At 70.9% G+C, this 25817-nt stretch carries 27 protein-coding genes; 17 read left to right on the top strand and 10 right to left on the bottom strand.

All coding sequences use genetic code 11. The features are described 5' to 3' along the window. Positions 1-40: 40 nt before the first annotated feature. The gene (locus tag ACZ6QQ_RS31445) at positions 41-823 is read left to right on the top strand and encodes an IclR family transcriptional regulator (protein WP_465881222.1); all 783 of its coding nucleotides are present in this window, start codon (positions 41-43) and stop codon (positions 821-823) included. A gap of 205 nt (positions 824-1028) precedes the next feature. Here ACZ6QQ_RS31445 and ACZ6QQ_RS31440 read toward each other — a convergent pair whose 3' ends face one another. Continuing rightward, positions 1029-1958: an SDR family NAD(P)-dependent oxidoreductase gene (locus tag ACZ6QQ_RS31440; RefSeq protein ID WP_465881221.1), complete on the bottom strand. Its 930-nt coding sequence runs from the start codon at positions 1956-1958 to the stop codon at positions 1029-1031. Positions 1959-2043: 85 nt separating this feature from the next. On the opposite strand from ACZ6QQ_RS31440, the gene ACZ6QQ_RS31435 reads away from it, so the two are divergent. After that, positions 2044-2649 (top strand): TetR/AcrR family transcriptional regulator, encoded by a 606-nt coding sequence (locus ACZ6QQ_RS31435; protein ID WP_465881220.1) that lies wholly within the window; start codon positions 2044-2046, stop codon positions 2647-2649. Between the two features lie 61 nt (positions 2650-2710). On the opposite strand, the gene ACZ6QQ_RS31430 is transcribed toward ACZ6QQ_RS31435, so the two are convergent. Beyond that, the gene (locus ACZ6QQ_RS31430; RefSeq protein WP_465881219.1) at positions 2711-3280 is read right to left on the bottom strand and encodes a TetR/AcrR family transcriptional regulator; all 570 of its coding nucleotides are present in this window, start codon (positions 3278-3280) and stop codon (positions 2711-2713) included. A 103-nt stretch (positions 3281-3383) separates the two neighbouring features. On the opposite strand from ACZ6QQ_RS31430, the gene ACZ6QQ_RS31425 reads away from it, so the two are divergent. From ACZ6QQ_RS31425 to ACZ6QQ_RS31415, 3 genes are all read left to right on the top strand, one after another. Beyond that, on the top strand, positions 3384-4346 hold the full coding sequence (locus ACZ6QQ_RS31425; RefSeq protein WP_465881218.1) for a zinc-dependent alcohol dehydrogenase family protein: 963 nt from the start codon (positions 3384-3386) through the stop codon (positions 4344-4346). Positions 4347-4516: 170 nt separating this feature from the next. After that, on the top strand, positions 4517-5020 hold the full coding sequence (msrA, locus tag ACZ6QQ_RS31420; protein ID WP_465881216.1) for a peptide-methionine (S)-S-oxide reductase MsrA: 504 nt from the start codon (positions 4517-4519) through the stop codon (positions 5018-5020). A gap of 309 nt (positions 5021-5329) precedes the next feature. Continuing rightward, complete coding sequence (locus ACZ6QQ_RS31415) at positions 5330-5980, top strand: ATP-binding protein (protein WP_465881215.1); 651 nt, start codon at positions 5330-5332, stop codon at positions 5978-5980. A gap of 43 nt (positions 5981-6023) precedes the next feature. Here the strand turns inward: ACZ6QQ_RS31415 and ACZ6QQ_RS31410 are convergent, their stop codons facing one another. The 3 genes from ACZ6QQ_RS31410 to ACZ6QQ_RS31400 form a co-directional block, all read right to left on the bottom strand. Next, a complete protein-coding gene (locus tag ACZ6QQ_RS31410) occupies positions 6024-6641 on the bottom strand; it encodes a lytic polysaccharide monooxygenase auxiliary activity family 9 protein (RefSeq protein ID WP_465881214.1) in 618 nt (205 codons plus the stop codon). Positions 6642-6835: 194 nt separating this feature from the next. Then, positions 6836-7414, bottom strand: a complete 579-nt coding sequence (locus tag ACZ6QQ_RS31405; protein ID WP_465881213.1) for a hypothetical protein — start codon at positions 7412-7414, stop codon at positions 6836-6838. A 483-nt stretch (positions 7415-7897) separates the two neighbouring features. Beyond that, positions 7898-8512 carry a TMEM175 family protein gene (locus tag ACZ6QQ_RS31400; protein ID WP_465881211.1) on the bottom strand — a complete coding sequence of 205 codons (615 nt, stop codon included), beginning with the start codon at positions 8510-8512 and terminating at the stop codon, positions 7898-7900. A 187-nt stretch (positions 8513-8699) separates the two neighbouring features. On the opposite strand from ACZ6QQ_RS31400, the gene ACZ6QQ_RS31395 reads away from it, so the two are divergent. From ACZ6QQ_RS31395 to ACZ6QQ_RS31380, 4 genes are all read left to right on the top strand, one after another. Beyond that, entirely contained in the window at positions 8700-8942 is a 243-nt protein-coding gene (locus tag ACZ6QQ_RS31395) for a hypothetical protein (protein WP_465881209.1), read from the top strand. Next, complete coding sequence (locus ACZ6QQ_RS31390) at positions 8935-9405, top strand: hypothetical protein (RefSeq protein ID WP_465881208.1); 471 nt, start codon at positions 8935-8937, stop codon at positions 9403-9405. Before ACZ6QQ_RS31395 ends, ACZ6QQ_RS31390 begins: the two co-directional genes overlap by 8 nt. Next, complete coding sequence (locus ACZ6QQ_RS31385; protein WP_465881207.1) at positions 9375-10307, top strand: peroxidase family protein; 933 nt, start codon at positions 9375-9377, stop codon at positions 10305-10307. The genes ACZ6QQ_RS31390 and ACZ6QQ_RS31385 overlap by 31 nt, the downstream gene beginning before the upstream one ends. Positions 10308-10403: 96 nt before the next feature. Beyond that, positions 10404-11138: an SDR family oxidoreductase gene (locus ACZ6QQ_RS31380; RefSeq protein ID WP_465881205.1), complete on the top strand. Its 735-nt coding sequence runs from the start codon at positions 10404-10406 to the stop codon at positions 11136-11138. Between the two features lie 927 nt (positions 11139-12065). Here the strand turns inward: ACZ6QQ_RS31380 and ACZ6QQ_RS31375 are convergent. From ACZ6QQ_RS31375 to ACZ6QQ_RS31360, 4 genes are all read right to left on the bottom strand, one after another. Further along, positions 12066-12197, bottom strand: a complete 132-nt coding sequence (locus tag ACZ6QQ_RS31375) for a hypothetical protein (RefSeq protein WP_465881204.1) — start codon at positions 12195-12197, stop codon at positions 12066-12068. Positions 12198-12272: 75 nt separating this feature from the next. Beyond that, a complete protein-coding gene (locus tag ACZ6QQ_RS31370; protein WP_465881202.1) occupies positions 12273-13235 on the bottom strand; it encodes an acyltransferase domain-containing protein in 963 nt (320 codons plus the stop codon). Between the two features lie 143 nt (positions 13236-13378). Then, on the bottom strand, positions 13379-14119 hold the full coding sequence (locus ACZ6QQ_RS31365) for a VOC family protein (protein WP_465881201.1): 741 nt from the start codon (positions 14117-14119) through the stop codon (positions 13379-13381). A gap of 33 nt (positions 14120-14152) precedes the next feature. Beyond that, positions 14153-15028: a CDP-diacylglycerol diphosphatase gene (locus ACZ6QQ_RS31360; protein ID WP_465881200.1), complete on the bottom strand. Its 876-nt coding sequence runs from the start codon at positions 15026-15028 to the stop codon at positions 14153-14155. A 249-nt stretch (positions 15029-15277) separates the two neighbouring features. Between ACZ6QQ_RS31360 and ACZ6QQ_RS31355 the strand changes: the two genes are divergently transcribed. The 3 genes from ACZ6QQ_RS31355 to ACZ6QQ_RS31345 all read left to right on the top strand — a co-directional run bounded on the left by ACZ6QQ_RS31355 (position 15278) and on the right by ACZ6QQ_RS31345 (position 17847). Then, positions 15278-16414 (top strand): sensor histidine kinase, encoded by a 1137-nt coding sequence (locus ACZ6QQ_RS31355; RefSeq protein WP_465881199.1) that lies wholly within the window; start codon positions 15278-15280, stop codon positions 16412-16414. Beyond that, positions 16411-17073 (top strand): response regulator, encoded by a 663-nt coding sequence (locus ACZ6QQ_RS31350; protein WP_465881197.1) that lies wholly within the window; start codon positions 16411-16413, stop codon positions 17071-17073. The genes ACZ6QQ_RS31355 and ACZ6QQ_RS31350 overlap by 4 nt, the downstream gene beginning before the upstream one ends. A gap of 114 nt (positions 17074-17187) precedes the next feature. Continuing rightward, positions 17188-17847, top strand: coding sequence for a DUF2306 domain-containing protein (locus tag ACZ6QQ_RS31345; protein ID WP_465881196.1), 660 nt, complete (start codon positions 17188-17190; stop codon positions 17845-17847). Between the two features lie 258 nt (positions 17848-18105). Here ACZ6QQ_RS31345 and ACZ6QQ_RS31340 read toward each other — a convergent pair whose 3' ends face one another. Beyond that, on the bottom strand, positions 18106-19137 hold the full coding sequence (locus ACZ6QQ_RS31340; RefSeq protein WP_465881195.1) for a DUF808 domain-containing protein: 1032 nt from the start codon (positions 19135-19137) through the stop codon (positions 18106-18108). Positions 19138-19223: 86 nt separating this feature from the next. Between ACZ6QQ_RS31340 and ACZ6QQ_RS31335 the strand changes: the two genes are divergently transcribed. The 5 genes from ACZ6QQ_RS31335 to ACZ6QQ_RS31315 all read left to right on the top strand — a co-directional run bounded on the left by ACZ6QQ_RS31335 (position 19224) and on the right by ACZ6QQ_RS31315 (position 25808). After that, on the top strand, positions 19224-19409 hold the full coding sequence (locus ACZ6QQ_RS31335) for a hypothetical protein (RefSeq protein WP_465881194.1): 186 nt from the start codon (positions 19224-19226) through the stop codon (positions 19407-19409). A gap of 248 nt (positions 19410-19657) precedes the next feature. Further along, positions 19658-22456, top strand: a complete 2799-nt coding sequence (locus tag ACZ6QQ_RS31330; RefSeq protein ID WP_465881193.1) for an AfsR/SARP family transcriptional regulator — start codon at positions 19658-19660, stop codon at positions 22454-22456. Positions 22457-22643: 187 nt separating this feature from the next. Further along, on the top strand, positions 22644-23171 hold the full coding sequence (locus ACZ6QQ_RS31325) for a hypothetical protein (RefSeq protein ID WP_465881192.1): 528 nt from the start codon (positions 22644-22646) through the stop codon (positions 23169-23171). A gap of 71 nt (positions 23172-23242) precedes the next feature. Continuing rightward, a complete protein-coding gene (locus ACZ6QQ_RS31320) occupies positions 23243-23701 on the top strand; it encodes an RICIN domain-containing protein (RefSeq protein WP_465881190.1) in 459 nt (152 codons plus the stop codon). Between the two features lie 331 nt (positions 23702-24032). After that, positions 24033-25808, top strand: a complete 1776-nt coding sequence (locus ACZ6QQ_RS31315; protein ID WP_465881189.1) for an ATP-binding protein — start codon at positions 24033-24035, stop codon at positions 25806-25808. Positions 25809-25817: the final 9 nt, after the last annotated feature.

Below are 25817 nucleotides of genomic sequence, written 5' to 3'. Positions count from 1 at the left end.
GATTCTGTTCTTAAGAAGTTCCAGACCCTACGATTCCTCTATGTCGAACACCTACCTACCGAAGCCGGCGACGTCCAGCTCGGTCGACAACGCGCTCTACCTGCTCCAACTGGTCGGCGAACACCAGGCACTCCGGGTCTCCGAGGCCGCCGACCTGCTCGGTGTCGGTCGGTCCACCGCCCACCGGCTGTTCGCCGCGCTGCGCGAGCGCGGTTTCGTCATGCAGGACAAACCGAACGGCGCCTACCGCCCCGGACCGGCCCTCAACGAGATCGGCCTGGCCGCGATCGGCCGCATCGACATCCGCAGAGTCGCCCGCCCGATCCTGGAGACCCTGCGGGACGAGACCCAGGAGACCAGCAGCCTGGTCCTGCTCGAAGGCCGTACGGTCCGGTTCATCGACTGCGTGGAGAGCCCACGGTCGGTACGGGTCGGTTCACGCACCGGTCTGGTGCTGCCGGCCCACTGCACGGCGTCCGGCAAGGCGATCCTCGCCTCCCTTCCCCCGGCGGACCTGAAACGTCGCTACTCCGGCCAGCAGCTTGCCGCCTGTACCCCGCAGTCCACGACGCAGTGGAAGGCACTGGAGCACGAGTTCGCCCAGATCCGGCAGACGGGTTTCGGGCTGAACATCGAGGAGAGCGAGAACGGCATCAGCGCGGTCGGTGCCGCTGTCCGCGACCTGATCGGCGCTCCCCTGGCCGGTGTCGCCATCGCCGTACCCGCGAGCCGGCTGTCGACCCACGAGGCGGGCAGGGCCCACGCGCCCGCGGTGGTCCGGGCGGCCCGGGCGATCCAGTCCCTGCTCCGTAACGAGCTGTGAGTTCCCGCCCCACTTGATCAACCGTTCCGAGCGCCCGCACGGGTCGGGCACTTGCCCGCGAGGACCGGCACCGCGTGGACGAATTCCGCAACGCGGAATCCGCGAGCCGCCCCGGTCGCCGGAGGCGAGCCGGCCCAGCGGCCCGGTGCCACCACGCACCCCGCTCCCCGAGCCGGCCGAGGTCCGGGTGTCCGGCTCCGGCCCGTCACGGCCGTAGCGCGGTCGGCGTGATCCTCAGATTGGTGATCTCCTCGGACCGCGACCACAGTCGCGCCGCGAGGTCGAGGTCGGTGGCCGCTCCGGAGAGTTTCTCGAAGGTGGGGCGGGCCGGGCGCAGGGGCCGTCCGGGACCGATGTGACGGCCGGTGGGCGCCCCGGTTTCGGTGGCGGCGTAGAGGATCGGCGCCACGGCTTCGTCGATCGGGCGGCGCAGGAGAAGTCCCATCAGTGTGCCGACCGCACGGGTCAGTAGTGGCGCGTCGCGGTCCAGGTCGGTTTCGACCATGCCGGGATGGGCGAGCAGGCTGCGTACCGGCGACCCGGCGACGCGCAGCCGACGGTCCAGCTCCAACGCGAAGAGCACGTTGGCGAGTTTCGAGGTGGCATAGGCGCCGCCGGGCGAGTAGCCGCGCTCGGCGGCGAGGTCGGCCGGATCGAGCCGTCCCATCCGGTAGAGACCGGACCCGACGGTCACCACCACCGGATCGCGTGCCGCCGTCAGCAGGCCGAGCAGCAGGCCGGTGAGGGCGAAGTGGCCGAGGTGGTTGGTGGCGAGTTGGCTTTCCACGCCCTGCGGGCTGAGTCGCCGGGGCACGGTGCCGATGCCACCATTGTTGATCAGGGCGTCGACGGTGACACCGTCGGCATGCAGGCCCTCGGCGAAGGCGCGCACGGTGTCGAGGTCCAGCAGGTCCAGACGGCGGATGTCCAGGTCGGCGTCCGGGTTCTCGGTGCGCAGCAGCCGGCGTACGCGACCGCCCTTGTCCGGGTCACGGACAGCCATGATCACCCGGCCGCCGCGTGCGGCGAGGTGGCGGGCGATCGCCACACCGAGGCCGCTACTGGCCCCGGTGACGACGGACGTACGGCCGGTCTGGTCGACGAGATCGGCCACGGTCCACGCGGTGTGCTCCACGGGTTCCCCCAACACTAAACGGATGACCTATCCGATTAGAGGCCACCCGAAACGGATTGTCAATCCGGTTAGGTAGACTGGCCCGGTGACCCCGCCGCTGCGCGCCGACGCCGCCCGCAACCGCGACCGGGTGGTGGCGACGGCCCGCCTCGCGCTGGCCGAGGGTGACCTCTCGCTGCAACTCAACGACATCGCCCGCCGGGCACAGGTGGGCGTCGGCACCGTCTACCGGCACTTCCCCACCCGCCGAGCCCTCCTCGAAGCCCTCGCCGACGACGCCTTCACCACGCTGCTCGACGAGGCCCGAGCCGCGAGCCGACACGACGACGCCTGGACCGGAGTCGAGGTCCTGCTGCGGGCACTGCTCGTGCGACAGCTGGCCGATCCCGCGTTCGCCGAGGTGATCTCCACCGGGTCGGACCTGGACGCGTCCGCGCGCACCACCGCCCATCGCGGCGAGTTCGACGCCCTGACCCGCTCCGTCCTCGATCGGGCCCGACAGGCGGGATCCCTGCGACCCGGCCTCACCGACGACGACCTGCACCACCTCGTCTGCGGCACCGCGTTCGCCCTGCGCATCGGGGGCGAACCGGACGAGCGCGTCGATCGCTACCTGCGGGTCCTGCTCGACGGCATCCACTCCGGCGCGCCGATCGCGGCGGGACCGGTGGTGGCGCCACCGCCGCGATGAGAGCCGGGAACGGCGGGCGAGCGCGCCCGCTGCGGACCAAGGGCCTTCGGCGAGTGCCGACTCAGGCGCGAAACGCCTGGATCGCGAGCGCGGCGAAGCGGCGGGAGGCGGCAACCCGGGCGTCCGTCGACACGGCGTGCAGGCCACCGTTGGCCATCAGCATGAGGATCAGGTCATCCAGCACGAAATCAGACCGCAGGTGGCCGGTCTCCCCGGCGCGGCGCGCGAGCTCGGCGAGCGAGGCGAGTGCGTGTCTGCGTCCGGCGGCGAGATCCATGGCGTGCGGGAAGGCCGTGGTGAACGCCGTGGTGAAGCCCCGGTTCCGGGCGTGCAGCTCACAGAGCTTCTCGATCACGAGGCAGAGGCCGTGCCACGGATCAGGGTCGGCCAGGCCCTCCTCGACAATGGCCTGGCACGCGTGCATCTGCTCCGTGAACGCCTCGGTGGCCAGCGCCTGCTTGGTGGGGAAACGGCGGTACAGGGTCGCGGGGCCGACGCCGGCCCGCCGGGCTATCTCGCGCATCGGGACGTTCAGCCCTTCGGCGGCGAAAACCGCCCGGGCCGCGTCGAGGATGCGCTCGCGGTTGTCCAACGCGTCCGAACGCAGCGTCTGAGGCAGACCGTCGACCATTGCCTCACTTTAGCCAAACGGACGCCGGCGTCCGCTAGCGTCCGTGAGCGACCGAGGGCCGCCTCACATGCGGCTCCGCTCCAGCTCACGAGGAGGGACAGCAGTGAAGGCAGTGGTGATCAGGGAGTTCGGGGGTCCCGAGGGGCTGGCGGTCGTCGACCTCCCCGGCCCGGCTCCCGCGCGGGGCCAGGTGTCGATCGCCAGTGAGGCGATCGGCGTCGGCGGGGTCGACGCCGTGGTCCGGAGCGGCGCTCTCGCCGCCTACGGCTTCCGGGAGGGTTTCGTCCCGGGCAGCGAGGTGGCGGGGACGGTGACCGAGGTGGGCGACGGCGTCGATCCCGCCTGGGTCGGGCAACGCGTCTGGGCGTTCACCGGTACGGGCGGCGGCTATGTCGAGCAGGCGATCGCACCGATCGGAGAGGTCCTGCCCCTCCCCGCCGGCCTGTCCGCCACCGACGCCGTGACGCTCGGAAGCTCCGGGGTGGTGGCCCACTTCGGTCTCGCCCACGCCCACTTCTCCCCGGGCGACGCCGTACTGGTGCGCGGCGCGGCCGGCAGCATCGGGATCATGACGGTCCAGCTCGCGGCTCGCGGCGGTGCCGGCGCGGTGGCGGTCACCACCTCCTCCCCCGAGCGGGGCCGTCGACTGCGCGACCTCGGCGCGACCCACGTGCTGGACCGCTCCGGGAACACCGGGCCGGACGGTCCCGCCGGCTACGACGTCATCATCGACGTGGTGGCGGGTGCGGACATGCCCTCGTTCTTCGACCGGCTCAACCCCAACGGTCGACTCGTGGTCGTCGGCGCGGTCGGCGGCCAGCCGCCGGCGGATTTCGGCACCCGGCTGATGGCCGCGTTCCAACGGTCGTTGTCGTTCGCCACCTTCAGCGCGGCGACGGTGGCCGAGCCCGCCCGACGGGCCGTACGGGCGGAGCAGTTCGCCGCCGCCGGTCGCGGCGTTCTCCAGACCGTGGTGCACGAGGTGCTGCCGCTGGAGCACGCCGTGCTGGCGCACCGGAAAATGGACGCTGGCGAGGTCTTCGGAAGGATCGTGCTGATCCCGTAGGCACCCGGTCACGACCCGACGGTCGATTCAGGCAGCACGCAGTGTCACCACAGTCGCACGAATCCACGGGAGCGGGGCCCCGCTGACCCTAGGCTGGTGACGGAGGCGACAGTGCGCGGCAGCGGCACGCGGACCATGCTGGGAGGCCGACGACGGATGAGGGGGCGCGCATGGCTACGGAGAAGGCGGTTCTGGCCGGAGGGTGTTTCTGGGGGATGCAGGACCTGATCCGCCGGCGCCCCGGTGTTGTCACGACCCGGGTCGGTTACACCGGCGGCGAGGTCGCGAACGCCACCTACCGCAACCACGAGGGTCACGCGGAGGCCATCGAGATCACGTTCGATCCGTCGGCCACGTCGTACCGGGACCTGCTCGAGTTCTTCTTCCAGATCCACGATCCCACCACCCTCAACCGTCAGGGCGGCGACATCGGCACCAGCTACCGGTCGGCGATCTTCTACGAGAACGACGAGCAGAAGCGGGTCGCCGAGGACACCATCGCCGACGTCGACGCGTCCGGGCTCTGGCCGGGCAAGGTGGTCACCGAGGTCACCGCGGCCGGTCCGTTCTGGGAAGCCGAGCCGGAGCACCAGGACTACCTGGAGCGCATCCCGGACGGCTACACCTGCCACTTCCCGCGACCGGACTGGAAGCTGCCGCGCCGTTCCCAGTGAGGGCGCCGGGCCGGTCTAGGTATGCCTAGACCGGCTCGCGTACCCCGCTAAGCCCGGCTGGCCGGTGAAGACAGGTCAGCGCTCCCGATGTGGCTGCACCCTCGTCAACCGACGATTGATCCATCAGCGGTTGACAAGGAGGCAGGCCATGTTCATGCACCCGGACACGTTGCTGGTTCTGGCGAAACGACCGTCGCCGTGAGTTGATCGCCGAGGCCGACCAGGGGCGCCTGCTCAACAGCGCCCGCCGGGTCCGCCGGGCCCGGAAAGCCCCGGCCGTACGCGGACGACCCACCGGTACCTGTCGTCGTGCGAACCATCCGCGGCGGTGCCAGCCCGGTGATGATCGGGCGGGAGAGCGAGCTGCGCCGGTTGGCGCGGCTCGCCTCGTCGCGCGAGCCGGCGGTCGCGATCATCGCGGGCGAGCCGGGAATCGGAAAGACCCGGCTGGTGCGCGAGTTGCTGGCAACCGTGCCGGCGGAGACCGTCGTACTGGTCGGCCAGGCGGAACCCGGCTCGCTGTCCCGGCCGTACGAGGTGCTCCCGGACGCCATCGACGGCCGCCCGGAGGTCGACGAGGAGCAGCTCGCGGCCCTCGCGGACCCACGGCGCAGCCCGGTCGAGCGCCTGCACACCGGCCTCGCCATCCTGGCCGACCTGATCGGCGACGCCCCGGCGGTCATCGTCTTCGAGGACCTGCACCGGGCCGACTCGGAGAGCGCGGCGCTGTTCGAGCGGATCGCCGACCAGCGCGGGCCACGGCTGCTCGTCGGTTCGTACCGGCCGGACGAGGTGACCCGCCGCCAACCCGTGGCCGGCCTGCTGGTCCGGATGGAACGCCGGCACACCGTCGACCACGTACGCCTGGATCGCCTCACCCGTCGCAGACCGCGGCGTTGCTGGCGGCGACCAGCGACCTCATCGCACGGCACTGACCGGACGATCCGGCCCGGGGCGTGAGTGCCCCGGGCCGGATTGGTGCCGCGATCGTCGGTCTTGCCGATCAGGCGATGGTGATGTCGCTGCACCACATGTAGGCCTGGTCCATGTGCGACGCCTTCCAGATCACGAAGAGGACGTGGTTCCCGCTGCGCCCGGAGGGAATCGAGACGTTGAACGAGATGTTCTGCGCCGGCGCATAGCGCCCGGTCGTCGTGATCAGGTCGACGTTGCCCCACCCGAGGCGCTGGGTGGCCGGGTTGAACCCCTGCTTGCTGACGTAGACCTGGAAGTAGTCAGCACCGTGGCTGGCCTGGTCGTACATCTGGACGGTGAGGTTGCGGCCGACCGTGGTGGACTTCCACGCTCCGGGCTGGTTCAGGCTGTCGTTCCTGGAGAGGGCGTTGCTGCACAACTGCCCGTCCGGGGTACGGGCCTGGTACTGAGCGCCGAGCCCGTCCCGCAGCGCGCTCATCCAGTTCCACATGGTGTCGGGGTTGGCCTGGAACGCCCGGTAACACATGGGGTCCTGTTGCTGCATGGCCGGGTTCGTGTGTTGGCTGCCCCAGGTCTTCCAACACTGGTAGGCGCGACTTGCCGGGTTGATGATCGTGCCGTGGGCCTGGGCCGCGCCGGTGAAGGGCAGCATGGCGGCCACCATGGCGACGAGCAGGACGAGCACTCGGAGGGACTGACGGGCGGCCGGCCGGGATGGTCCGGCGGGTTGATCGGACGTGTATGAACGCACGGTTCATCCTCCGTTTCTCGGTACCAGAGATCAGGATGGGAACGCTCCCAAACCAACTATTACATCCATGAACTTAAATATCAATGTCGATCTATATCGTTATGTCCCACGCGGGACGCCCCGCGCGGTCACAACCCGGCCGCGGTGTCGTACCGGCGGCGCAGGTCGGCCATCTCCGACTCGGCCAGCGCCTCCCTGAGCGCCAGCTCCGCGTACCTGTTCGGGAACATCTCCCGCAGCCGGTCGACGAACATGACGTCGGCGGTCGCCTCGACCACCCGGATGCCGGGCGGCTCGGTCGACATGTCCACGATCACCGGACCGGCCAGCTTGACCGCCACGTCCCAGGGGCGCCGCTGCTCGGCGACCCCGCAGAGATGGAAGCCGTAGACCGTCCGCACGTCGGCGAGCGCGGTCACCTCGGCCGGCTCGTAGCCGTAGACACGGACCCCGCAGACCACCGCCGGCTTCTCCTCCCCGCCGGCCGCCTGCTGGCCACCGTGTCCGGCGTGGTTGTGCTGCCCCGGATCCGCCCGCTCCAGCGTGCTACGCATCCGGGTCACGATCTGCCCCTGCAGATCCGCCGGCTCCACCTCCTGGCCGGCCCGGTTCAGTACGACCACGCCGGCCGACACCGCCAGCAGGACCACCGCCACCCACACCAGGCGGTTTCGGTACCACCCCACGAAACTCTCCCGGAAAATCATGATTGCTTCTCACCTCGTCGCCGGTTCTGGTGCGCTGGCAGACCGCATCGGACGCCCATGGCGGGTCGGACGTCGGGCGCGTCGGCTGTCGCGGGGACACGTGTTCGCAGGCACGTACGACGGGCGGGCGGCGCCCGCCCGGCAGGATGCCCGTCGTCGTCGTAGAGATGGCCCGGCGATGCGGCACGCGAACGCCCGTCGAAGCGGCGCGCTGCCGACACTGCGATGCTCCCGTGCTGGCCGTTCCCAGCGCGGTTGCCCCCGCGCTGCGGCGATATGAGCCATTCCAACACGGTTGGAGCCGCGCGGCAACATCGACGATCCTCAACGTGAATCCGGTCCCACCAGCCCATCGGCACCGCTCGGGTTTCCGCTCTGCGGCGATCATCCCCGGCTCGGCCGGGGCCTGAACGGTCAGTTCGATGCCGCGCGGGGTGCACGGCACGAATGACCCCGTCATCGCGGGCGCGACACCGCCACGGCTCAGCCCACGGTCTCGTGCTGGTGCACCACCCGGTCGATGCGGCGGTCGGGGATGAGCCACATGATCGCCGTGCCGACGAAACACGCCAGGGCGATCCAGACGCCGACGTGACCACCACGGTCGATCAGCAGGGCGCCGAGGACCCCGACCCGGTTGAGTACGGGAGAGAGCTTGCCCTTGCGGTCACTGCCGACGGCCTGCCGCAGCGGCGACTCCGGTCCCTGCTGACGGATGATCACCGTCTGGAGCACGAAGTACGCGAGGGCCGCGGCGAGCAGCTTCAGGCCGTAGACGGCGACCGGGGTCGGTGCGAACGTCGACTCGTCCATCCGGGCCGTCGTGAACGGCAGCAGCGCCAGGCAGAACAGCAGCGCCAGGTTCGCCCACAGCACCTCGCCGCTGACCTGCCGTACGAGATGGAACATGTGATGGTGGTTGTTCCAGTAGATGCCCACATAGACGAAGCTGAGGAGGTAGGTCGGCAGCCCCACGCCGGTGGTGTGGAGCAGGCCGGTGAGGTCGTGTTCCTCCGGCACTCTCAGCTCCAGCACCATGATCGTGATGATGATGGCAAGGACCCCATCACTGAACGCCTCAAGTCGACTGGTCCTCATGTTCCGTCCTCGCTGCTGGTGGCCGGGCCCGGCTGATCGCCGGCCGGGAACCGCGGTCGCGGCTCCGTGTCGTCACCGGTCAGGACCGGACAGCCGGGGAATCTGTGACACCCCGCCCGGCGTGTCACAGCTCGCCGGGCTGTCCGGTCTTGGCTGGTGCTCACCCGCGTACCGACGGAGGAAAGAGATGAGCCTGCCAACCAGCGACGACGCCTTCCTGCACGGGCTCGAACGCAACGTCAGGGCGGAGTTGACCGCGATCGAGACGAGCCGACCCGAGGACGCCCTCGCGGTACCGAACGACGAGTGGATGTTCGATCCGGCGGAAGCCCAGCGGGAGGAGGCGGGCGTCCGTAGCCTTCTCGGTGCGGTCAAGGCCCTGGAAGACGGCTCACGGGCCGACGGGCGGAACGGAGACCGAGATGCCTGAAAGCGGCGCCCACGTGGCCGCCCGGGACCACTGCCTCAGCCTGGTGCGCGCCGTGGACCGGCCCACCGGGGCGGCCCGCTACGGACGCATGTTCCCCGACCTGGACCCGCTGAGCACCGATCCCCAGCTGCTGATGCAGGCCGGCGGCGACGGCGGGATCTGCGACGCCGCCGCGGCCCTGGACCGGCTCGACGCTGGCGGCGACGACGCCACCGAGGCCGCCGGCTGGCCGTTCTTCGGCCAGCTGATCGCCCACGACATCACCGCCGACCGTTCGCCCATCACCGGCGGTGCCGACCCGGAGGCGCTGCGCAATTCCCGTACCCGAAGCTCAACCTGGAGATCATCTACTCGGACGGCCCGATCGGCTCGCCGTACCTGTTCGACCTCGGCGACCCGGCGAAGTTCCTGCTCCGCCCGGACGGCGCCGACGTGCCGCGCAACCACCAGGGCGTGGCCCTGATCGGCGACCCCCGCAACGACGTGCACGTGTTCGCGCTGACCCTGCACGTCGCCCTGTTGCACGCGCACAACCGGATCGTCGACGTACTGCGCGGTAACGGGGTGCCCGAGTCCGACGTCTTCGACCGGGCGCGGACCACCCTCACCTGGCACTACCAGTGGGTCGTGGTCCACGACTTCCTGCCCCGGCTCGTCGGGGCGAGCCTGGTCGAGCAGGTACTCGCCGAGGGCGGACGATGGTTCGCGCCGTCGCCGCAGCAGGCGTACATCCCGCTGGAGTTCGCCGACGCGGCCTTCCGCTACGGCCACGGTCAGATCCGGCACACCTACCGGTTGGTCGACGACGGCCCGGCCGTGCCGCTCTTCCCCGACCTGGCCGGATTCCGCCCGCTGCCCGCCGACCGGCAACTGGACCTCACACAGGTCTTCGACGTGCCCGGCCACCCACCCGCACAGCGCGCCAAACGCATCGACGGGCGGCTCGCCGCCAGTCTCATCGGACTGCCCGAGCAGGTCACCGGTGCCGTCGACAGCGCCGCCTACCGGTCCCTGGCAGTACGCGACCTGCTGCGCGGCGGAACCACCGGGCTACCCGGCGGCGAGGCGATCGCCCGACTCGTCGGCGCGGCACCGCTGACCCCCGACGAGCTGGGGCAGGCCTGGCCGCACGGCACCCCGCTGTGGTTCTACGTCCTCAAGGAGGCCCAGCACCGCGGCGACGGCGACCGGCTCGGCCCGGTCGGCGGCCGGATCGTGACCGAGGTGCTGATCGGCCTGCTCCGCGCCGACCAGGCCAGCTACCTGGGCCTGGAACCGGACTGGGAGCCGACCCTGCCCGCCGCCGGCGAAGGCTTCGACCTGACCGACCTGCTCACCCTTCAACGACACGCGCTCTCGGTGTGACCCGCGCGTCAGTCACAACCGGCGGTGCTGCCCGGTCATAGCTGGCGTAGCCGGGTGAACGCCCGGCCTCCGGAACGAGACAGGGGTGTGAGAGACATGAAGATCGCCGTGTTGGGTGGTACCGGGCTCATCGGGTCGCAGGTCGTCAAGATCCTTCAGGGGGAGGGGCACGAGGCGGTGCCGCTATCCCCGTCGAACGGGGTCAACCTGCTCACCGGTGAGGGCCTCGGCACCGGCCTCGAAGGCGCCGACGTCGTACTGAACCTGACGAACTCGCCCACCTTCGACGAGGCATCGGCCGACTTCTTCCGGACGACCATGGACAACCTGCTGACGGCCGCGCAGCGGGCCGGCGTCGGCCACGCCGTGATCCTCTCGATCGTCGGTGTCGACCAGGTGCCGGACCTCGCCTACTACCGCGCCAAGCTGCTGCAGGAGGAGATCCTGAAGGCCGGCCCGGTGCCGTACTCGATCGTCCGTGCCACCCAGTTCTTCGAGTTCGTCGGCGCGATCCTCTCCTGGACCTCCGACGGCGACACCGTACGGTTGCCCGCCACGCCGGTGCAGCCGATGGCGTCGGCCGACGTCGCGAAGGCGGTGGCCGAGGTCGCCGTGGGCGCGCCGCTGCGGGGCACCCGGAACGTGGCCGGCCCGGAGGTCTTCACCCTCGACGAGTGGGGCCCCGCCGCACTGGCCGCCGAGGACGACAAACGCACGGTGGTCGTCGACCCGACCGCCGGCATGTTCGGTGCGGTGCCCGGCGATGTCCTGGTCGCCCCGGAGGGTGCGGTCCTCGCCGAGACCACCTACCACGACTGGTCGGCCCGCTGATCGCCTCGGCCCGCTGATCGCCGAGATCGGGCAGCCGGCACCTCGGCGAGGTGCCGGCTCCCAGCAGCCGGACCAGCGCGGTCGGGTCACCGGTCCGGCTGACCTGCCGATCCGCCTCGTGTTCGCGCGATCGCAGCACCATTGCCCGCAGCAGTACCAGCACCAGCGCCCGACCGACCGTGACGACCGGGATCTCGGTGACCCCCTCCGTGTGGATCCCGGAAACACTGGCCACCACCACCGCGGGTACGACCAGCCACAGCAGACCGCGCACGGCCGAAACCCACCGGACGTCCCGCCCTCGCACGTGCGCCAACTCGTGCTCGACGACCGGATCGAAGCGCGCCGGACCCCGGTAACCCACCGCCACCGCGGCCGGAAGCACCACGAGTGGCCGGCCGCCGGGCCGGACCGTGGTGAACGCCTGCCGCACCGACGGTCCCGCCACGAACAGCCGGGGACGGTGCCGACCGTGCGGGCCCTGCCGGTCGCAGAGTTCGGCGAACCGCTGCTCGGCACCGGCGATCGTGGCCGAACGTCGGTGCCGACGCAGCCGCCAGTGATCGACCACCGGGGTCAGCGCGACGATCAGGGCGAGCCCGGCCACCAGCAGGACGCCGCCGGCGAGCATCACCAACCCGCGTAACCGGGCCGGGTCGGACATGCAGGGCAGGAACTGCGTCGCCCGGGTGGCGTCGAACCCGACGGGCAGGGTCGGATCGACGTCGTGGATCCGGGAACACCGCACGATCGCGTCCATGTAGGGCTGCGCCAATGGACGGTGACCGTGGAAGAACACGGTGCCCAGCGCCACACCGACGCCGCCCACCACCCCGACGACCTGGAGGTAGAGCCAGAGCAGTGGGGTGGGCGGTCCGGTCGGTCTCCGGGCCGCCGCAACAGCCTGCGACGGCCCGTCGGTGCGGGTCACTCCGGTGCGGGCGGAGCGCCCGCCGCGGCGGCCAGCCGGGCCGGTCGCGCCCCGAGGGCGAGCCGGGCCACCCCGGTACGGGCGGCGGCCTCGATGCCGCCCGGCAACCGCGTGTACGTGTCCGCCATGCCCACCACTCCGCTGAGTGGGCATCAGGATACGCAGTGTTCGCCATCCTCAACGGTCGTGAAAGTGACCGTTCGTCAGACGTCCGGGAGGTCGCAGATCGGGAAGCGGCCGCGCCGCCAGCGCCAGTGGCGGCCGGCCTGCAGGTGGTCGACGATCGCGCGCTGGAGCACGGTGCGGCGCGGCAGCTGGTCGAGCGGCGTGGTCAGGGTACGGAACACGAACCGCAGCGCCTCGACGTCGGCGTCAAGCCCCTCCGGCTCCTCGTAGGGCTCCAGCTCGAACCTCCGCTGGAACCGGACGATGTTGGAGTCGCCGGGCAGGTACTCCAGCAGCTGCGGGTCGAGCAGCCAGGAGCCGCAGGCGAACGCCGTGTAGCGCTCGTCGGGGAAGTGGCGCGGGAAGAACGCGCGGGCCTCGTCGAGCGACGCCGCGACCGCCTCCGGGGTCAACGGCCCCGACTCGGGGACGTGCAGGTCGATGCTGGTGCCGCCGCGGTGGTGCTGAAGCCGGCCCAGCTCGTACACGGCGCCGCGCGCGTGCAGCGTCAGCCAGCTCTGCATGACCGGCCAGCCCTCACGGTGCATCCGCCGATCGATCGCGAGGTTACGGCCCAGGTCGGCGAGGGTCACCCAGGACACGGCATCGGGGATGCCGTGGTCGCGGTGGTAGACCCTGACGACGTCGACCAGGGCCAGGTACGCGTACACGTAGAGATGCCGCCAGGCGGGACCCCGTTCGCGCGGCAGCGCCGGACCGGGCGACAGCCAGCCGTGGCCCCCGAGATCGGCGCGGACCAGGGCGATCGAGCGGTCGAGCAGCCAGCGCAGCTCCGGAGTCCAGGCCGGAGAGTCGGAGTCGGGCCAGCCCGCCATGATCTCGGCGGCGTCGTCCGGCCGCACCGCGAGCCGGTCGAGGATCGCGGGCGCGTCGGCCCTGGCGGGCAGCGGAGCCGACGGCTGGTCACCCGCGAGACGGTGCACCCGGTCGATCTCCTCGACGGGTACCCCGAGCCGGGCGGCGGTCTGGTCCACGTCCACGCGGACGACCCTACCGACCCGGTGGGGTCGCTGCACAGGCCCGAACTCGCGGTCGTCCTGGCCGCTCCCCCGTGTCTGTCTGCCGCCCCCGGGCCACCCGGGTCGTCGAGCACACAGGGCTCCCGTGTCGGGACGTCGCCGCCTCAGGACGGGGCGAGGACGCAGAACTCGTGGCCCTCCGGGTCGACCAGGCACGTCCACGGGACGTCACCCTGACCGATGTCGAGGTCGCTGGCGCCGAGGGCCCGCAGCCGGGCCACCTCCGCCGCCTTGTCGTCACCGGGGTACGGCATCAGGTCAAGATGGACGCGGTCCGGCGCGGTCTTCACGTCGGGCGTACGCCGGAACTCGAGGTACGGGCCGACCTCCCTGGCGCAGCGCAGCGCCGCGTGATCATCGGTCACCTCGTGCAGGGTCCAGTCCATCGCCTCGTCCCAGAACCGGGCCATGGCTCGCGGGTCCGCGCAGTCGACCACGATCCGGGCGATCGGCCCGGTGTCCCGGTAGACCTCCCGAGGCTCCAGCACGCAGAACTCGTTGCCCTCCGGGTCGGCGAGGACCGTCCACGGCACTTCGCCCTGGCCGACGTGGGCGGAGGTCGCGCCGAGAGCCCGGAGTCGGGCGACCAGCTCTGCCTGGTGGGACGCGGAGGTGGTGGCGAGATCGAGGTGCAGCCGGTTCTTCGTCGTTGTCCCGGGTCCGGGGACCGGAACGACGTCGATGCCGACGACGACCGGGTCCGGCCACACGAAGGCGCCGACGGGTCCTACGTAGGTGGTCACGCCGGGTTGGTAGGCAGTCCAGCCGAGCGCCTCCGCCCAGAACCGCCCGACCGCCAAGCTGTCGAGCGCCTTCACGTTCACCTGAACAGGTCGCAACGCCACGCCGTTGATCGTACCTGGGCTCCGGGATCCGGCTTACGCGTAGGCGAGCAGGAGATCGACCGTACCGGTGCCGCCCGGTTGGCCGGGTGGGGTTTGCAGACCGGGTTCGCTGTTCAGGACGTAGAAGCCCCCGTTGCCCGTCAGCCGAGGTGTCACCGCCAACATCTGCGCTCCCATGTCCGCTCCGGTCGGTGCGACCACGTAGTCGCGCAGCAGCGTGAAGAGGTTGCGGTTCAGGTTCGCGACCTGCAGCACCCGGTACGAACGGGGAGCCGACATCCCGGTGCCCGTGAGACCCCAGATCGGAACGATCTGGCTCCGCCAGCTCGCCGGATTGTTGGTGATCGAGCTGTCGTGCATGTTGAGTTGTGTCTGGACTCCCGAGTGCATTCCGGCCAGGTGAATGTGGAGCTGGTCCTGCTGTCGGTCACCGGCCGAGTTGACTCCCAGACCGATCTGCGGATAGACCACGTGCCCGGGTTGTCCCGGCTGGGCGTTGTCCCACGCCTCCAGCCAGTAGTTCGGCGCGCTGGAGGTCACGACGAACGGGCATTCGATGCCCTTGACGCGGCAGGTGGGGAGCAGCAGGAAATTGTGATCGGTCTGCGGTGAGCCGTGCAGCACCACATAGGTGGCGGTCGTTCGCAGGCAGTTGGTCGGCGGCGTACTCCTGGTTCCCAGGCAGACCTGCACCCTGTCCCAGAGGTCGTACCTGCCTGCGGTGTCGCCGGGGAATCCGCACAGGTTCGACGGTGCCGGACAGGAGAGGCCGCCAGGATCGGCAGGGGCCGGCAGCGAGGGATCGGTGGGCCGTCCCCCGTCGGCCAGCGCTCGGTCCGCCCCGACCAGCCCCAGGAGTCCGGTGGTGCCGGCGACTCCCGAGAACTTGACGAATTGTCGCCTGTGCATCTGCTCGGCTCGCCCGTTGTCGCCCATGTTCGCCCTTCGTGTTGCGGTCCGAACAGGGCCGGGCGCCCAGCATTCGCGGGGAACCGGGTCGCCAGCCGGAGAACGTGGGGGTTGGACGTGCTGACACTAGGACGACCCGTTCTGCCCGGCAGCGCTACCGGAACAGAATCCCCTGATCGTGTCACGGACGAATCAGTCGTCGTACTTTGGGACGATCTGGATTCGCACCACCGTTCGTACGATGGTTCCATGCACCCTCGCCTGCACGGTGTGTTGGCCGAGCCGCGTGTCCCCCACGCCCCGTTCCGGGTCTGGCGCGACTGGGCCCTGATCGCGGTCCTCGCGCCGGCGATCGTGGTGGAGGGGATTCTCCGGCCCGACCTGCCGTGGCGGGTGGGTTGCCTCATCGTCGCGCTCGCGCTGCTGCCCACGCTGCTGTGGCGGCGTACGGAGCCGCTCGCGATGGTGGCGACCGCGTTCGGCTTCACCACGGTCGCCCCGTTCGTGCTGCCCGGCGATGCCTGCCGGATGTTCACGGCGAGTTTCCTGGTCCTCCTGGTCTACGCGCTGTTCCGCTGGGGCTCCGGCCGGGACGTCGTGATCGGTTCGCCCTTCGTGGTGGCCAAGGTGGCCGCCGCCGGCCTGGCCGGCTCGATCGACGTGGGCGAGTTGGTCGCCGGCTTCGCGGTGATGTTCGCCGCCGCCACGCTGGGCACCGCGATCCGCTTCCGTGCCACCGTCCGGCTGCGCGAGCTCGATCGGGTCAAGCTGCTGGAGCGCGAACGGCTCGCCCGTGACCTGCACGACACCGTCGCCCACCACGTGTCGGCGATGGCGATCCGTGCCCAGGCCGGCATCGCCGCCTCGGCCGGTCAGCCGGCCGCCGCCGTCGAGGCACTCCGCGTGATCGAGGCCGAGGCGTCCCGTGCGCTCGCCGAGATGCGCGCGATGGTCCGCGTCCTGCGCCGCGACCAGCCCGCCGACCTGGCGCCCAACCCACGGGTCGCCGACATCGAGCGGCTCGCCGGGCGCTTCCACGCCGGGCCGGCCGTCGACGTGAACATCCACGGCGACCTCGGCGACCTTCCGCCCACGGTCGGCTCCGCGCTCTACCGCCTGGCCCAGGAGTCGGTCACCAACGCCCGCCGCCACGCCCGTCACGCCACCCGCATCGAGGTCAGCGTCGCGGCCGACGACACCTCCGTACGCCTGCGGGTCAGCGACGACGGCGAGGCCGGCACCCGCCCGACCGGCTCGCCCGGCTTCGGCCTGATGGGCATGATGGAGCGCGCCGACCTGCTCGGCGGCACCTGCGCCGCCGGCCCCGACCCGGGCCGTGGATGGACCGTCACGGCCGTGCTCCCGCGAGCGGGGATCGGCACGTGACGGTGCGCGTCCTCGTCGCGGACGACCAGGAGATCGTCCGCACCGGCCTCACCATCATCCTGAACGCCCAGCCCGGCATCGAGGTCGTCGGCGAGGCCGTCGACGGCCGACAGGCGGTCGAACTCGCCCGGCGGCTCCGCCCGGACGTGTGCCTCTTCGACATCCGTATGCCCGGCATGGACGGCATCGAGGCCACCCGCGCGCTCGCCGGACCCTCGGTCGCGGAGCCACTCGCGGTGGTCGTCATCACGACCTTCGACCTCGACGACCACGTGTACGCCGCACTGCGCGCCGGCGCACGCGGCTTCCTGCTCAAGGAGGCCGGCCCCGACCTGCTCAGCCAGGCCGTGCACGCGGCCGCCAACGGGGACGCGCTGATCGCGCCGAGCGTCACCACCCGGCTGCTGAAGGCGTTCGCCGACGCGGGTCCCGTCGCACCGCCGAAACAGCCGATCGAGGGGCTCACCGACCGGGAGGAGCAGGTACTGGTCGCGGTCGCCCGGGGACACACCAACAGGGAGATCGCGGGCGAGCTCCACATCACGCTGAGCACCGTCAAGTCGCACGTCACCAGCCTGATGACCAAGCTCGGCGTGCGTAACCGGGTCGAGGTCGCGATGTGGGCGTACGAGACCAACCGCAGGCGGGCGCGCTGGTGACGGCACGCCCCACACCCCGGCGAAAGTACGACGACGGCGTACGACCATGGGCCGGCCAGATCCCGGTCCATCCGCCGATGAACCGGGGCGGGTACGGCGTCCACCATCGATGGCATGACAGTGCGCGAGTGGCGGCTACCGGCCGCGTTGATCCTGCTGGGCCTGATACCGATGATCGCCGGCGCGGGGCGGCTCACCGAACTGGGCACCGGACCGGAGCTCACTCCGGCGAACGCCCGCTTCGTCGCCGACCCGACCCCCGTGGTGCTGCACATCGTCGGTGCGGTGGTCTACACGGTCCTCGGCGCCTTCCAGTTCGTACCCGGTCTGCGTCGCCGCCGCTGGCACCGCCTCGCCGGCCGGGTACTCGTCCCCTGCGGGCTCACCGTCGCCCTCTCCGGCCTGTGGATGACCTTCGCGTACGACCTGCCGGCCCATGACAACGACGTGCTCGCCGGCATGCGACTCGTCTTCGGCTCGGCGATGGCCGCCTCTATCCTGCTCGGCCTCGCCGCCGTACTGCGCCGCGACTTCACCCGGCACCGGGCGTGGATGGTGCGCGGCTACGCGATCGGCCTCGGCGCCGGCACCCAGGCGTTCACGCACGCGCCGTACCTCCTGGCGACCGGTGAGCAGCCCGACGGCAACGTTCGGGCCGGGCTGGTGCTCGCCGGTTGGCTGATCAACCTTGCCGTCGCCGAGTGGTACCTGCGCCGTCCGGCCCGCGCGACGCCTCCTCGACCGGCTCGTCAGCCGCGTGCCGCTGCCCGATGACGTCTACGCCGGGTTGCCCACCTGTCTGCCGACACCGACCGGCACCTCCACCTGAGTGCGACCGTCGGCGCCGCTGCGGGCCGGGCAGAGGTCCGGCCAGCTGAAGTTCAGTACCGGAGTGGCAAAGACACAGATGTTCGGCACCGGAAGATCGGTGGCGCGTTCGACGAGCCGGGTCGTGATGGTCGCCCCGGTCGGGTCACTGGCCTGCGACGAAGGACGACTGACCGTGGGGCCGAGTTGCCGGTGATCCCGCGATCAGGCGCGCGGCGCCCCGTCCGGGGAAGCATCCTCACGCGGAGCTGCCTCTCGGGGCGTCGCGGGGACGGTGCCGTCGGCGGGAGTCGCGTCCGCCGTGGCGACCGGCTTGGACTTGCGACGGTGGAGCGTGAAGGTCATGACCAGCACGACCAGCGCCCCGACGATCAGCCCGAGGATCGCGCTGGCCACCGTGTTGACGAGCCAACCGACGAGACCACCGACAACACCGGTGGCGTCGTGAGCGGCTTCCTCCACGTGGTGCACGGCCCCGTACAGAGCGTGCAGGCCCAGCTCGTCCGAGCCCACCAGCAGGATGTGTCCGCCCACCCACAGCATCGCGGCGGTGCCGACCACCGTCAGTACGGTGAGAACCACCGGCATCGCCTTCACCAGACCACGGCCGAACCGGGCGGCCACGCCGGACAGTTGCGCCAGGCGCAGCCCGGCGTCGTCCATCCGCACGATCAGGGCCACGACGCCGTACACCAGAACGGTGATGACGACGGCGACGAGAGCCAGGATCGTCAGGCGGGACCAGAACGGCTGGTCGACCACCTCGTTGAGGGCGATGACCATGATCTCCGCCGAGAGGATCAGGTCGGTCCGTACGGCCCCGGCCACCAGCGTCTTCTCGTCCGGCAGCGTCTCCTCGCCCGCTCCGTGGGCGTCGTGATGGGCGATCCTGGCCCACACCTTCTCCGCGCCCTCGTAGCACAGATAGGCGCCGCCGAGCATGAGGATCGGCGTGAGCAGCCAGGGCACGAACTGGCTGAGCAGCAGCACAGCCGGCAGGATGAAGAAGAACTTGTTGCGCAGCGACCCCAGGGCGATGCGCTTGATGATCGGCAACTCGCGCTCGGCCGCCAGGCTCCGCACGTACTGCGGCGTCACGGCGGCATCGTCGACGACGACGCCCACGGCCTTGGCGCCGGCCTTCGCGGCAGCCGCCCCGATGTCGTCGACCGACGCGGCGGCGGCGCGAGCCAGCACCGCCACGTCATCCAGCAGGGCTACGAGTCCACTGGCCAAGGGGTGGTCCTTCCGGGGTCGAGCAGAGTCCGGGGTGGTCCATTCTCACTCAGGTCCCTGCCCGAGGCATCTTACCGGCCGGTCACATGTCTGCCGGAATTCGGGCGCGACCGCAGGTCATCGACGTGCCCGTCGCCGCCCGCCGCCATTGGTCATCGCTGGACGCGTTCATCGGGAATCCGCGCCGCGACTCGGTGTTCTGCGTCAACTCGACCGCCGGCATCCCGTTCGGGCTGGTGGTGGCGATGGCCGGGGTGCGCTGGCGGTGCTGACCCAGTGGGGTGACCGGCTGGCGGCCTGGTCGGGGCGGCGGCGCCTCGGCACCGACCTGGGGCGCGTTCCGGGAGACACGGTGCGGAGGCGGAGGTCACGACGCGGCGGTGGGCGACAGAGAACGGGTCTCCGGTGTTCGGTACGACGACCGGGAAGCACGAAGCGCCGGAACGGGTAGCAGCCGGCCATGAAGGCGTGGTTCGCCGATGCGGCCGGATGCGAGAAGTGCTCGGTTACGCTGCGCCGCGTGGAGTTTCAGGTGCTCGGAAAGGTCGCGGCCAGCCACCGCGGCAGCCCGGTCGAGCTGGGCCGCCGACAGGAGCGCTGTCTGCTGGGACTGCTGCTGTTGGAGCCGGGCCGGGTGGTGCTGGCGGAGCGCCTGATCGAGTTGCTGTGGATGGATGCCGAGGCGGCGGAGCGTAGGGCGACCCTCCACACGTACGTCGCAAGGCTGAGGCGGCGGCTCGCTCCGTACGGCGTGCGCATCGTCACCCGGCACGCGGGCTATCTGATCGACGTGGACCCGGCGGCGGTCGACCTCCACCGGTTCACCGCCGAGGTCGAGCGTACGAGCACGATCGCCGACCCGGCGAGCCGCGCGTACGCCCTGGCGGCAGCCCTCGATCTGTGGCAGGGCCCACTGCTGGCCGGGGTCGCGAACGAGGAACTTCGCCAACGACTCGGGCGCGGTCTGGAGGAGAACCGGCTCGCCGCGTTCGAGCGGCGTGTCGAAGCCGAACTGGCCGCGGGTGAGCATCTCCGGGTGGTGGGTCTGCTGGCCGACTTGGTCCGGGAGTTCCCGACCCGGGAGCACGGCATCGAACTGTTCATGCTGGCTCTGACCCGCGCGGGTCGACGAACGGAAGCCCTGGAGGCGTACCGGGTCGCCCGCCGGGCCCTGGTCGAGGAGTTCGGTGTCGAGCCCGGACAGGATCTCCGGCGCCTGCACCGACGGATCCTCGACGACGACCCGGCACTGATGTTGCCCGCGCCCACCGGCGGTGACATGGCCACCGGCACCCCGCGACGTCTCCCCCGTGACATCCCCGGTTTCGTCGGGCGGCAGGAGGACCTCGCGGCCCTGGACGCCCTGGTCGGCGGCGACGGTGGGTCGTCCGGCGTGGCCGCGGTCTGCACCATCGGCGGGATCGGCGGGATCGGGAAGACGGCGCTGGCCGTGCACTGGGCGCACCGGGCGGCCCGGCACTACCCGGGTGGTCAGCTGTTCGTGAATCTCCGCGGCTACGGGCCCGGCGCGCCGACCCGTCCGATCGACGCACTCGGCCAGTTGCTGCGATCGCTGAACGTGCCACCGGAGCGCATCCCGCTCGACCTTGACGAGGCGTCGGCCATGTACCGCTCGGTGCTCGCGAACAGGCACGTGTTGGTCCTGCTCGACAACGCCGCCTCCTCCGAGCAGGTCCGGCCGCTCCTTCCGGCATCGACGCGCTGCCTGACGGTCGTCACCAGCCGGCATCGCCTCGACGGTCTGGTGGCCCACGAGGGGGCGCAGAGCCTGCGGTTGGGACTGATGTCCGACGACGAGGCGTACGAGCTGGTGGCGACGATGATCGGTGCGGATCGGGCGGCTGTCGCGGGCCGCGAACAGATCCTCCGACTGGCGGCGCACTGCGGGAACCTGCCGCTGGCCCTGCGTATCGCCGCCGCCCGGATCGTGGTGGACGAGCGCCGGGCAGTCGGCGAGCTGCTGCTGGAACTCGCGGACGCCAGGGCGCGTCTGTCCGGGCTCACCGTCGAAGGCGACGCCGCCGTACGGAGTGCCTTTGCCGTGTCGTATCGCGCGCTCTCCGCCACGACGGCGAGGGTGTTCCGGACGATGGGACTCGTGGCGAACACCGTGCTGCCGGCGACGGCTGTCGCAGCCCTGCTGGGCTGGACCGAGAGCCGCAGCCTGGATGCCATCGCGGACCTGATGGAGCTGCACCTCCTCGACGACGACGGCACGGGCCGGTATCAGATGCACGACCTGCTGCGGCTCTACGGCATCGAACGGGCCGAGGAGGAGGACTCCGAGCAGGAGCGCCGCGTCGCGGTGGGACGGCTCGCCGACGCGTACGTCCAGCAGGCGATGGCCGCTCAGGCCGTGTACGACCGGTTCCGCGTCTCGGTACCCATGCGGATCGAGCATCCACTTCCACGGGTGCCCACGTTCGATTCGCCGGACGCCGCCGCCGTGTGGTTCCACATGGAGGGCGGCAACCTGGTGGCGTTGGTCAGGATCAGCGATGACCTCGGCCTGGTGCGCGAGACCTGGCAGCTCGCCGGATGCCAGTACAGCTTTCTCCTCCGTACCCACGATCTGACCACGCTGCGGGCGACCCACGAGTCAGGGGTGGTCGCGGCTCGGCTGGATGGTCGGCCCGACGGTGAACGGCTGATGGCCAACGGGCTCGGCGTGGCCCACTCGTTGATGCGGGACTTCGACGAGGCGATCCGGTGGATGGAGCACGCCGCGCAGATCAGCGTCGAGCTGGGTTCGCGACGGGAGGAGTTCGTCAGCCGACTGAACATCGGGAGCGCGTACGGCCAGAAGGGTGATCGGGCCGAGTCCGAGAGGCACATGCGCCTGGCGTTGGCCGGGGCCCGACAACTGGACGACGCGTTCCTGCTCTGCGTGTGCCTGAGCAACCTCGGCTGGCTCTGCACCGAGCAGGGCAGGACGCAGGAGGCGCTCGCCCTTCTTGAGGAGGCGCTGGGAATCGCCGTCGACCATGACATCCGCCAGCAGATCGCACCGCTCGAGGTCCACCTGGCCCATCAGAACGCCAACCTCGGGCGGTACGAAACCGCGGTCGAGCATGCTCGGGCGGCGGTGGCGTTGCGAGACCTCGGTGATCATCTCAGCACCGCTCGGGCGCTCTACTGGCTGGGTGTCGGGCTCGACGCCCTCGGCGCCACGGCGGAGGCGATCGGTTGCTGGCAGGAGTCCCACACCCTGATGGCCAAGATCGGCGCCCGCGACCTGGAGTATCCCGCCGCCGCGCTCGCCCGGTCGGGCCACCGGCCGCAGAGCGACCCGGCCTGACCACACCGGGCTCGCGACCCGGGTACCGCTCACCCCGCCGACGTTGGTAAGGGTTTGGTCAGGTCGCCCTGCCAGCCTTCGCGGTAGCCGGCGCAGCTCAGTCTGCCGGACGTACCAGGAGGGAGCGTCAATGTTCAGGACCAGGAGCCAGCATCGATATCGTCCGCGCGCGATTGCCGTCGGACTCGTGACGATCCTCGTCACCATCACCAGCGCGGTGGGCACGGCGAGTGCCTCGGCGGATTCGACCGGCACCCGCGCCTTCGCAGGTCAGGCGGCGTCCGCCGGACTGACTGTGGCCGAGTCCCACGCCCTGCAGGCCCGGGTCGACGACCAGCTGGCCGAACTGGGTGGCACCCAGATCTCCGCCAACAAGATCCAGCTCGGCCCGGGCACGACCCTCCTGCTGGTGCTACCCGGCGAGCAGCGGGCCCGTGAGATCAACGGGACCGCCGCCGCGACCTGCGACGGCGGGCACATGTGCTCGTGGCAGTACTCCAACTACGGCGGAGACAAGATCGACCAGTTCTACTGCAGCGACGTGCGGAAGGTTCCCCCCGAGTGGACCGCCACCGGCGTCTACCACAACAACCAGTGGAACGGGACCGTCGCTCGTTTCCTGGGCGCGTCCCGTCAGTGGATCGCCGACAGCGAGCCGGCCCCCAACCAGGGCTTCCGGAACTGGGCGAATGTTTACTACATCGATCCCTGCTGAACCACTGATCCGGTTTTGTCAGCAGTCGGGCGCGACCTGAAGTTGCGGCCCGCTCATGAAAGGACATGGGAATGAGACGGACGATGGGCGTGCTGGCGGGAATGTTGATCATCGCCGCGGGAGTGCTGGTCGGGCCTGCGGCACAGGCCGCGGATCCCATTTACACCTACCGGAACCAGAGCACCAACAACTGCATGGATGACAGCTTCGGCGGAGGACTACGGACCTGGCCGTGCAACCAGACCAACTCGCAACGGTGGTACGTCCGGGCATGGGCTGACGAAACATACCGGCTCCAGAACCTCGGCACCAACCACTGCCTCGACTACACCCCCAGCGGCGGCCTCCGCACCTGGCCGTGCAACGAGACCAAGGCGCAAAGCTGGTACGTCGACTTCTGGGCGGACCAGACGCGCAGATTCAGGAGCCAGCTCGTCGCCAACACCTGCCTCTACGACAGCAACAGCCACGGCTTCCGTACGTGGTCGCCGTGCGACTCCAGCACGCAACAGAGCTGGTACCGCTCGTAGTAGCCGCCGAAACGGACGGTCGAACAGCCCTGGTGGATCCGATCTCGACGCAGAATCGGATCCACCAGGGCCACGCTCCTGGTCCGGGGCGCCGGAGACCTCGAACATCCGGGTCACGCGTTCTGGCTCCTGCTACCGCTGACCGAGTCAGGGTGGCGGGTTACCTTGGCCCTCTCCCACTGAGCCGGATGAGGGACTTTCCGCAGACGTGACCGCAGCCGACGTGGGTGAACTGAACCCTCCGGGACCAGCCGAAGGCGGCTGCACGAACCCACCCGGAAGCGGTGCCCTGCGCGATCGGGCGCCCGCACCGGGCTCCGAGCTTTCACGGGTGCTGGCCGCCGCCAGCCGGCTGCCCGGCCACCGAAGGATCCGACTCGGCCCGCTCAGCCTCCCCGAGGTGGCCGAACTCATCCGTCGCGAAGCCGGCCACGAGCCCGGCGCCGAGATCGCCCGCAGCATCCACGCCCGGACCGCCGGCAATCCGTTCTACGTCCGGGAACTGTCCCGGCTGCTCAACGACCGTGGCGCGCTCGCCGACGAGGCGCCGGTGCGGGTCGGGGTGCCGTCGACGGTGCGCGACGTCGTCCGTGGCCGGATGGCCGGCCTCGACGACGGTGCCCTCGACCTGTTGCAGCTCGCCGCGCTCATCGGCCGCGACGTCGACCTCGGTCTGCTCGCCCGAGCCGCCGACGCCGACGCCGACGCCGCAGACTGCCTCGAACGCCTCGAACCGCCGCATGCGCTCGGTCTGCTCGAAACGAGGCCCGAGGACCCGTTCTCGTTGCGCTTCGCACACGACCTGGTACGCGAGTCGATCATGGAGGCGACGGCGCAGCAGCGGGCGATGCGGCTGCACCTGCGCATCGCGGACTCGCTCGAAACGAGCCAGGCCGACGACGAGTCCAGCACCGAGCGCCTCGCCTACCACCTGTGGGCCGCCGGCCCCCTGGCCGACCCGGTTCGCACCGCGGAGGCGCTCAAGCGCGCCGGTCGTCGCGCGGCGACCAAGCTCGCGTTCGCGGCCGCCGACCGGCATCTGGAGACGGCCGCCCAGGTCGCGCGGAAGGCCGGCCTGCCGGTGCTGGAGCTGTCCGCGCTCTCGCTGCTCGCCATCGCCCCGCGCCGGCAGGCCGGGTTCGGCGGCACGACGTTCGATCTGCTGGAGCGTGCCGAACACCTGGCCCGCCAGCTCGGCCGCGACGTCGAGGCCGCCGGCCTGCTGTTGGCTCGCCTGTTCGGGGCGTACACCTTCCTGGAGCCGGACCGCGAACTTCTGGTCCGCCGGCTGTACGAGCAGGGGGAGGCGTCCTCCGATCCGATCCTGCGGGTGTACGGCCGGCAGGCCTGGGGCCTGCACCAGTGGGACATCGGCAACATCGGCGAGGCGTACCGGTACTTCATGGCGAACGACCCCGCCGTGCTGCACGGCGCCGTCTCGTCGCACAGCGAAAGCCCCGTCCGGCGTGACGTCTCGGGTGAGTGGCCCGGCTGGCGGGCCGTCGTGACCGCACTGCACGGTGACGCCGCGACGGCGGGCACCATGATCGACGAGTGGAACGGCCCGGCCGACCCGCTGGGGGTCGCGACCTGGGCCTACTACATCACCATCATCGCCTCCATGGCCGGTGACGCGGGCTGGGTGATCCGCACGATCGACCGGTGGATGGCCATGGGCACCGGCCGCACCGCAGTCCAGCAGGAGCACTACGTACGGCTGAACTGGTACTGGGCCCGAGCCCTCACCGGCGACGATCCGGCTCCGATCGCGGCCGAGGCCGAACAACTGCTGGCCACGACGCTGGTCGACCCGCCGCGGTGGGGCATCGCGTACCACAACGGGCTGCTCGCCGAGATGTGGCTGGCCGCCGGGCGGCCGGACGAGGCCGGCACCGCCCTCGACCGGGCGGAGCGGGCGCTCGACGCCCACGGCCAGCGCTACGCCGAAGGACTCGTCCGCCTGCTGCGGGCGCGCCTGCTGCACGCCCGGGGCGAACCCGTCGACGTCGTCCGGGCCGCCGCCGAAGCGGCCCGAGCCTGGTCCGCCGAACGCGAGACGCACCTCTTCGCCCGCCGGGCCGAGGAGTTCGCGGCCTCGCTCGACTGAGCCCCATCG

This window comes from Micromonospora sp. NPDC049529, assembly GCF_055586685.1.
Note: the sequence above shows the minus strand (reverse complement) of the source record. Positions and strands in the feature narration are given on the sequence as shown.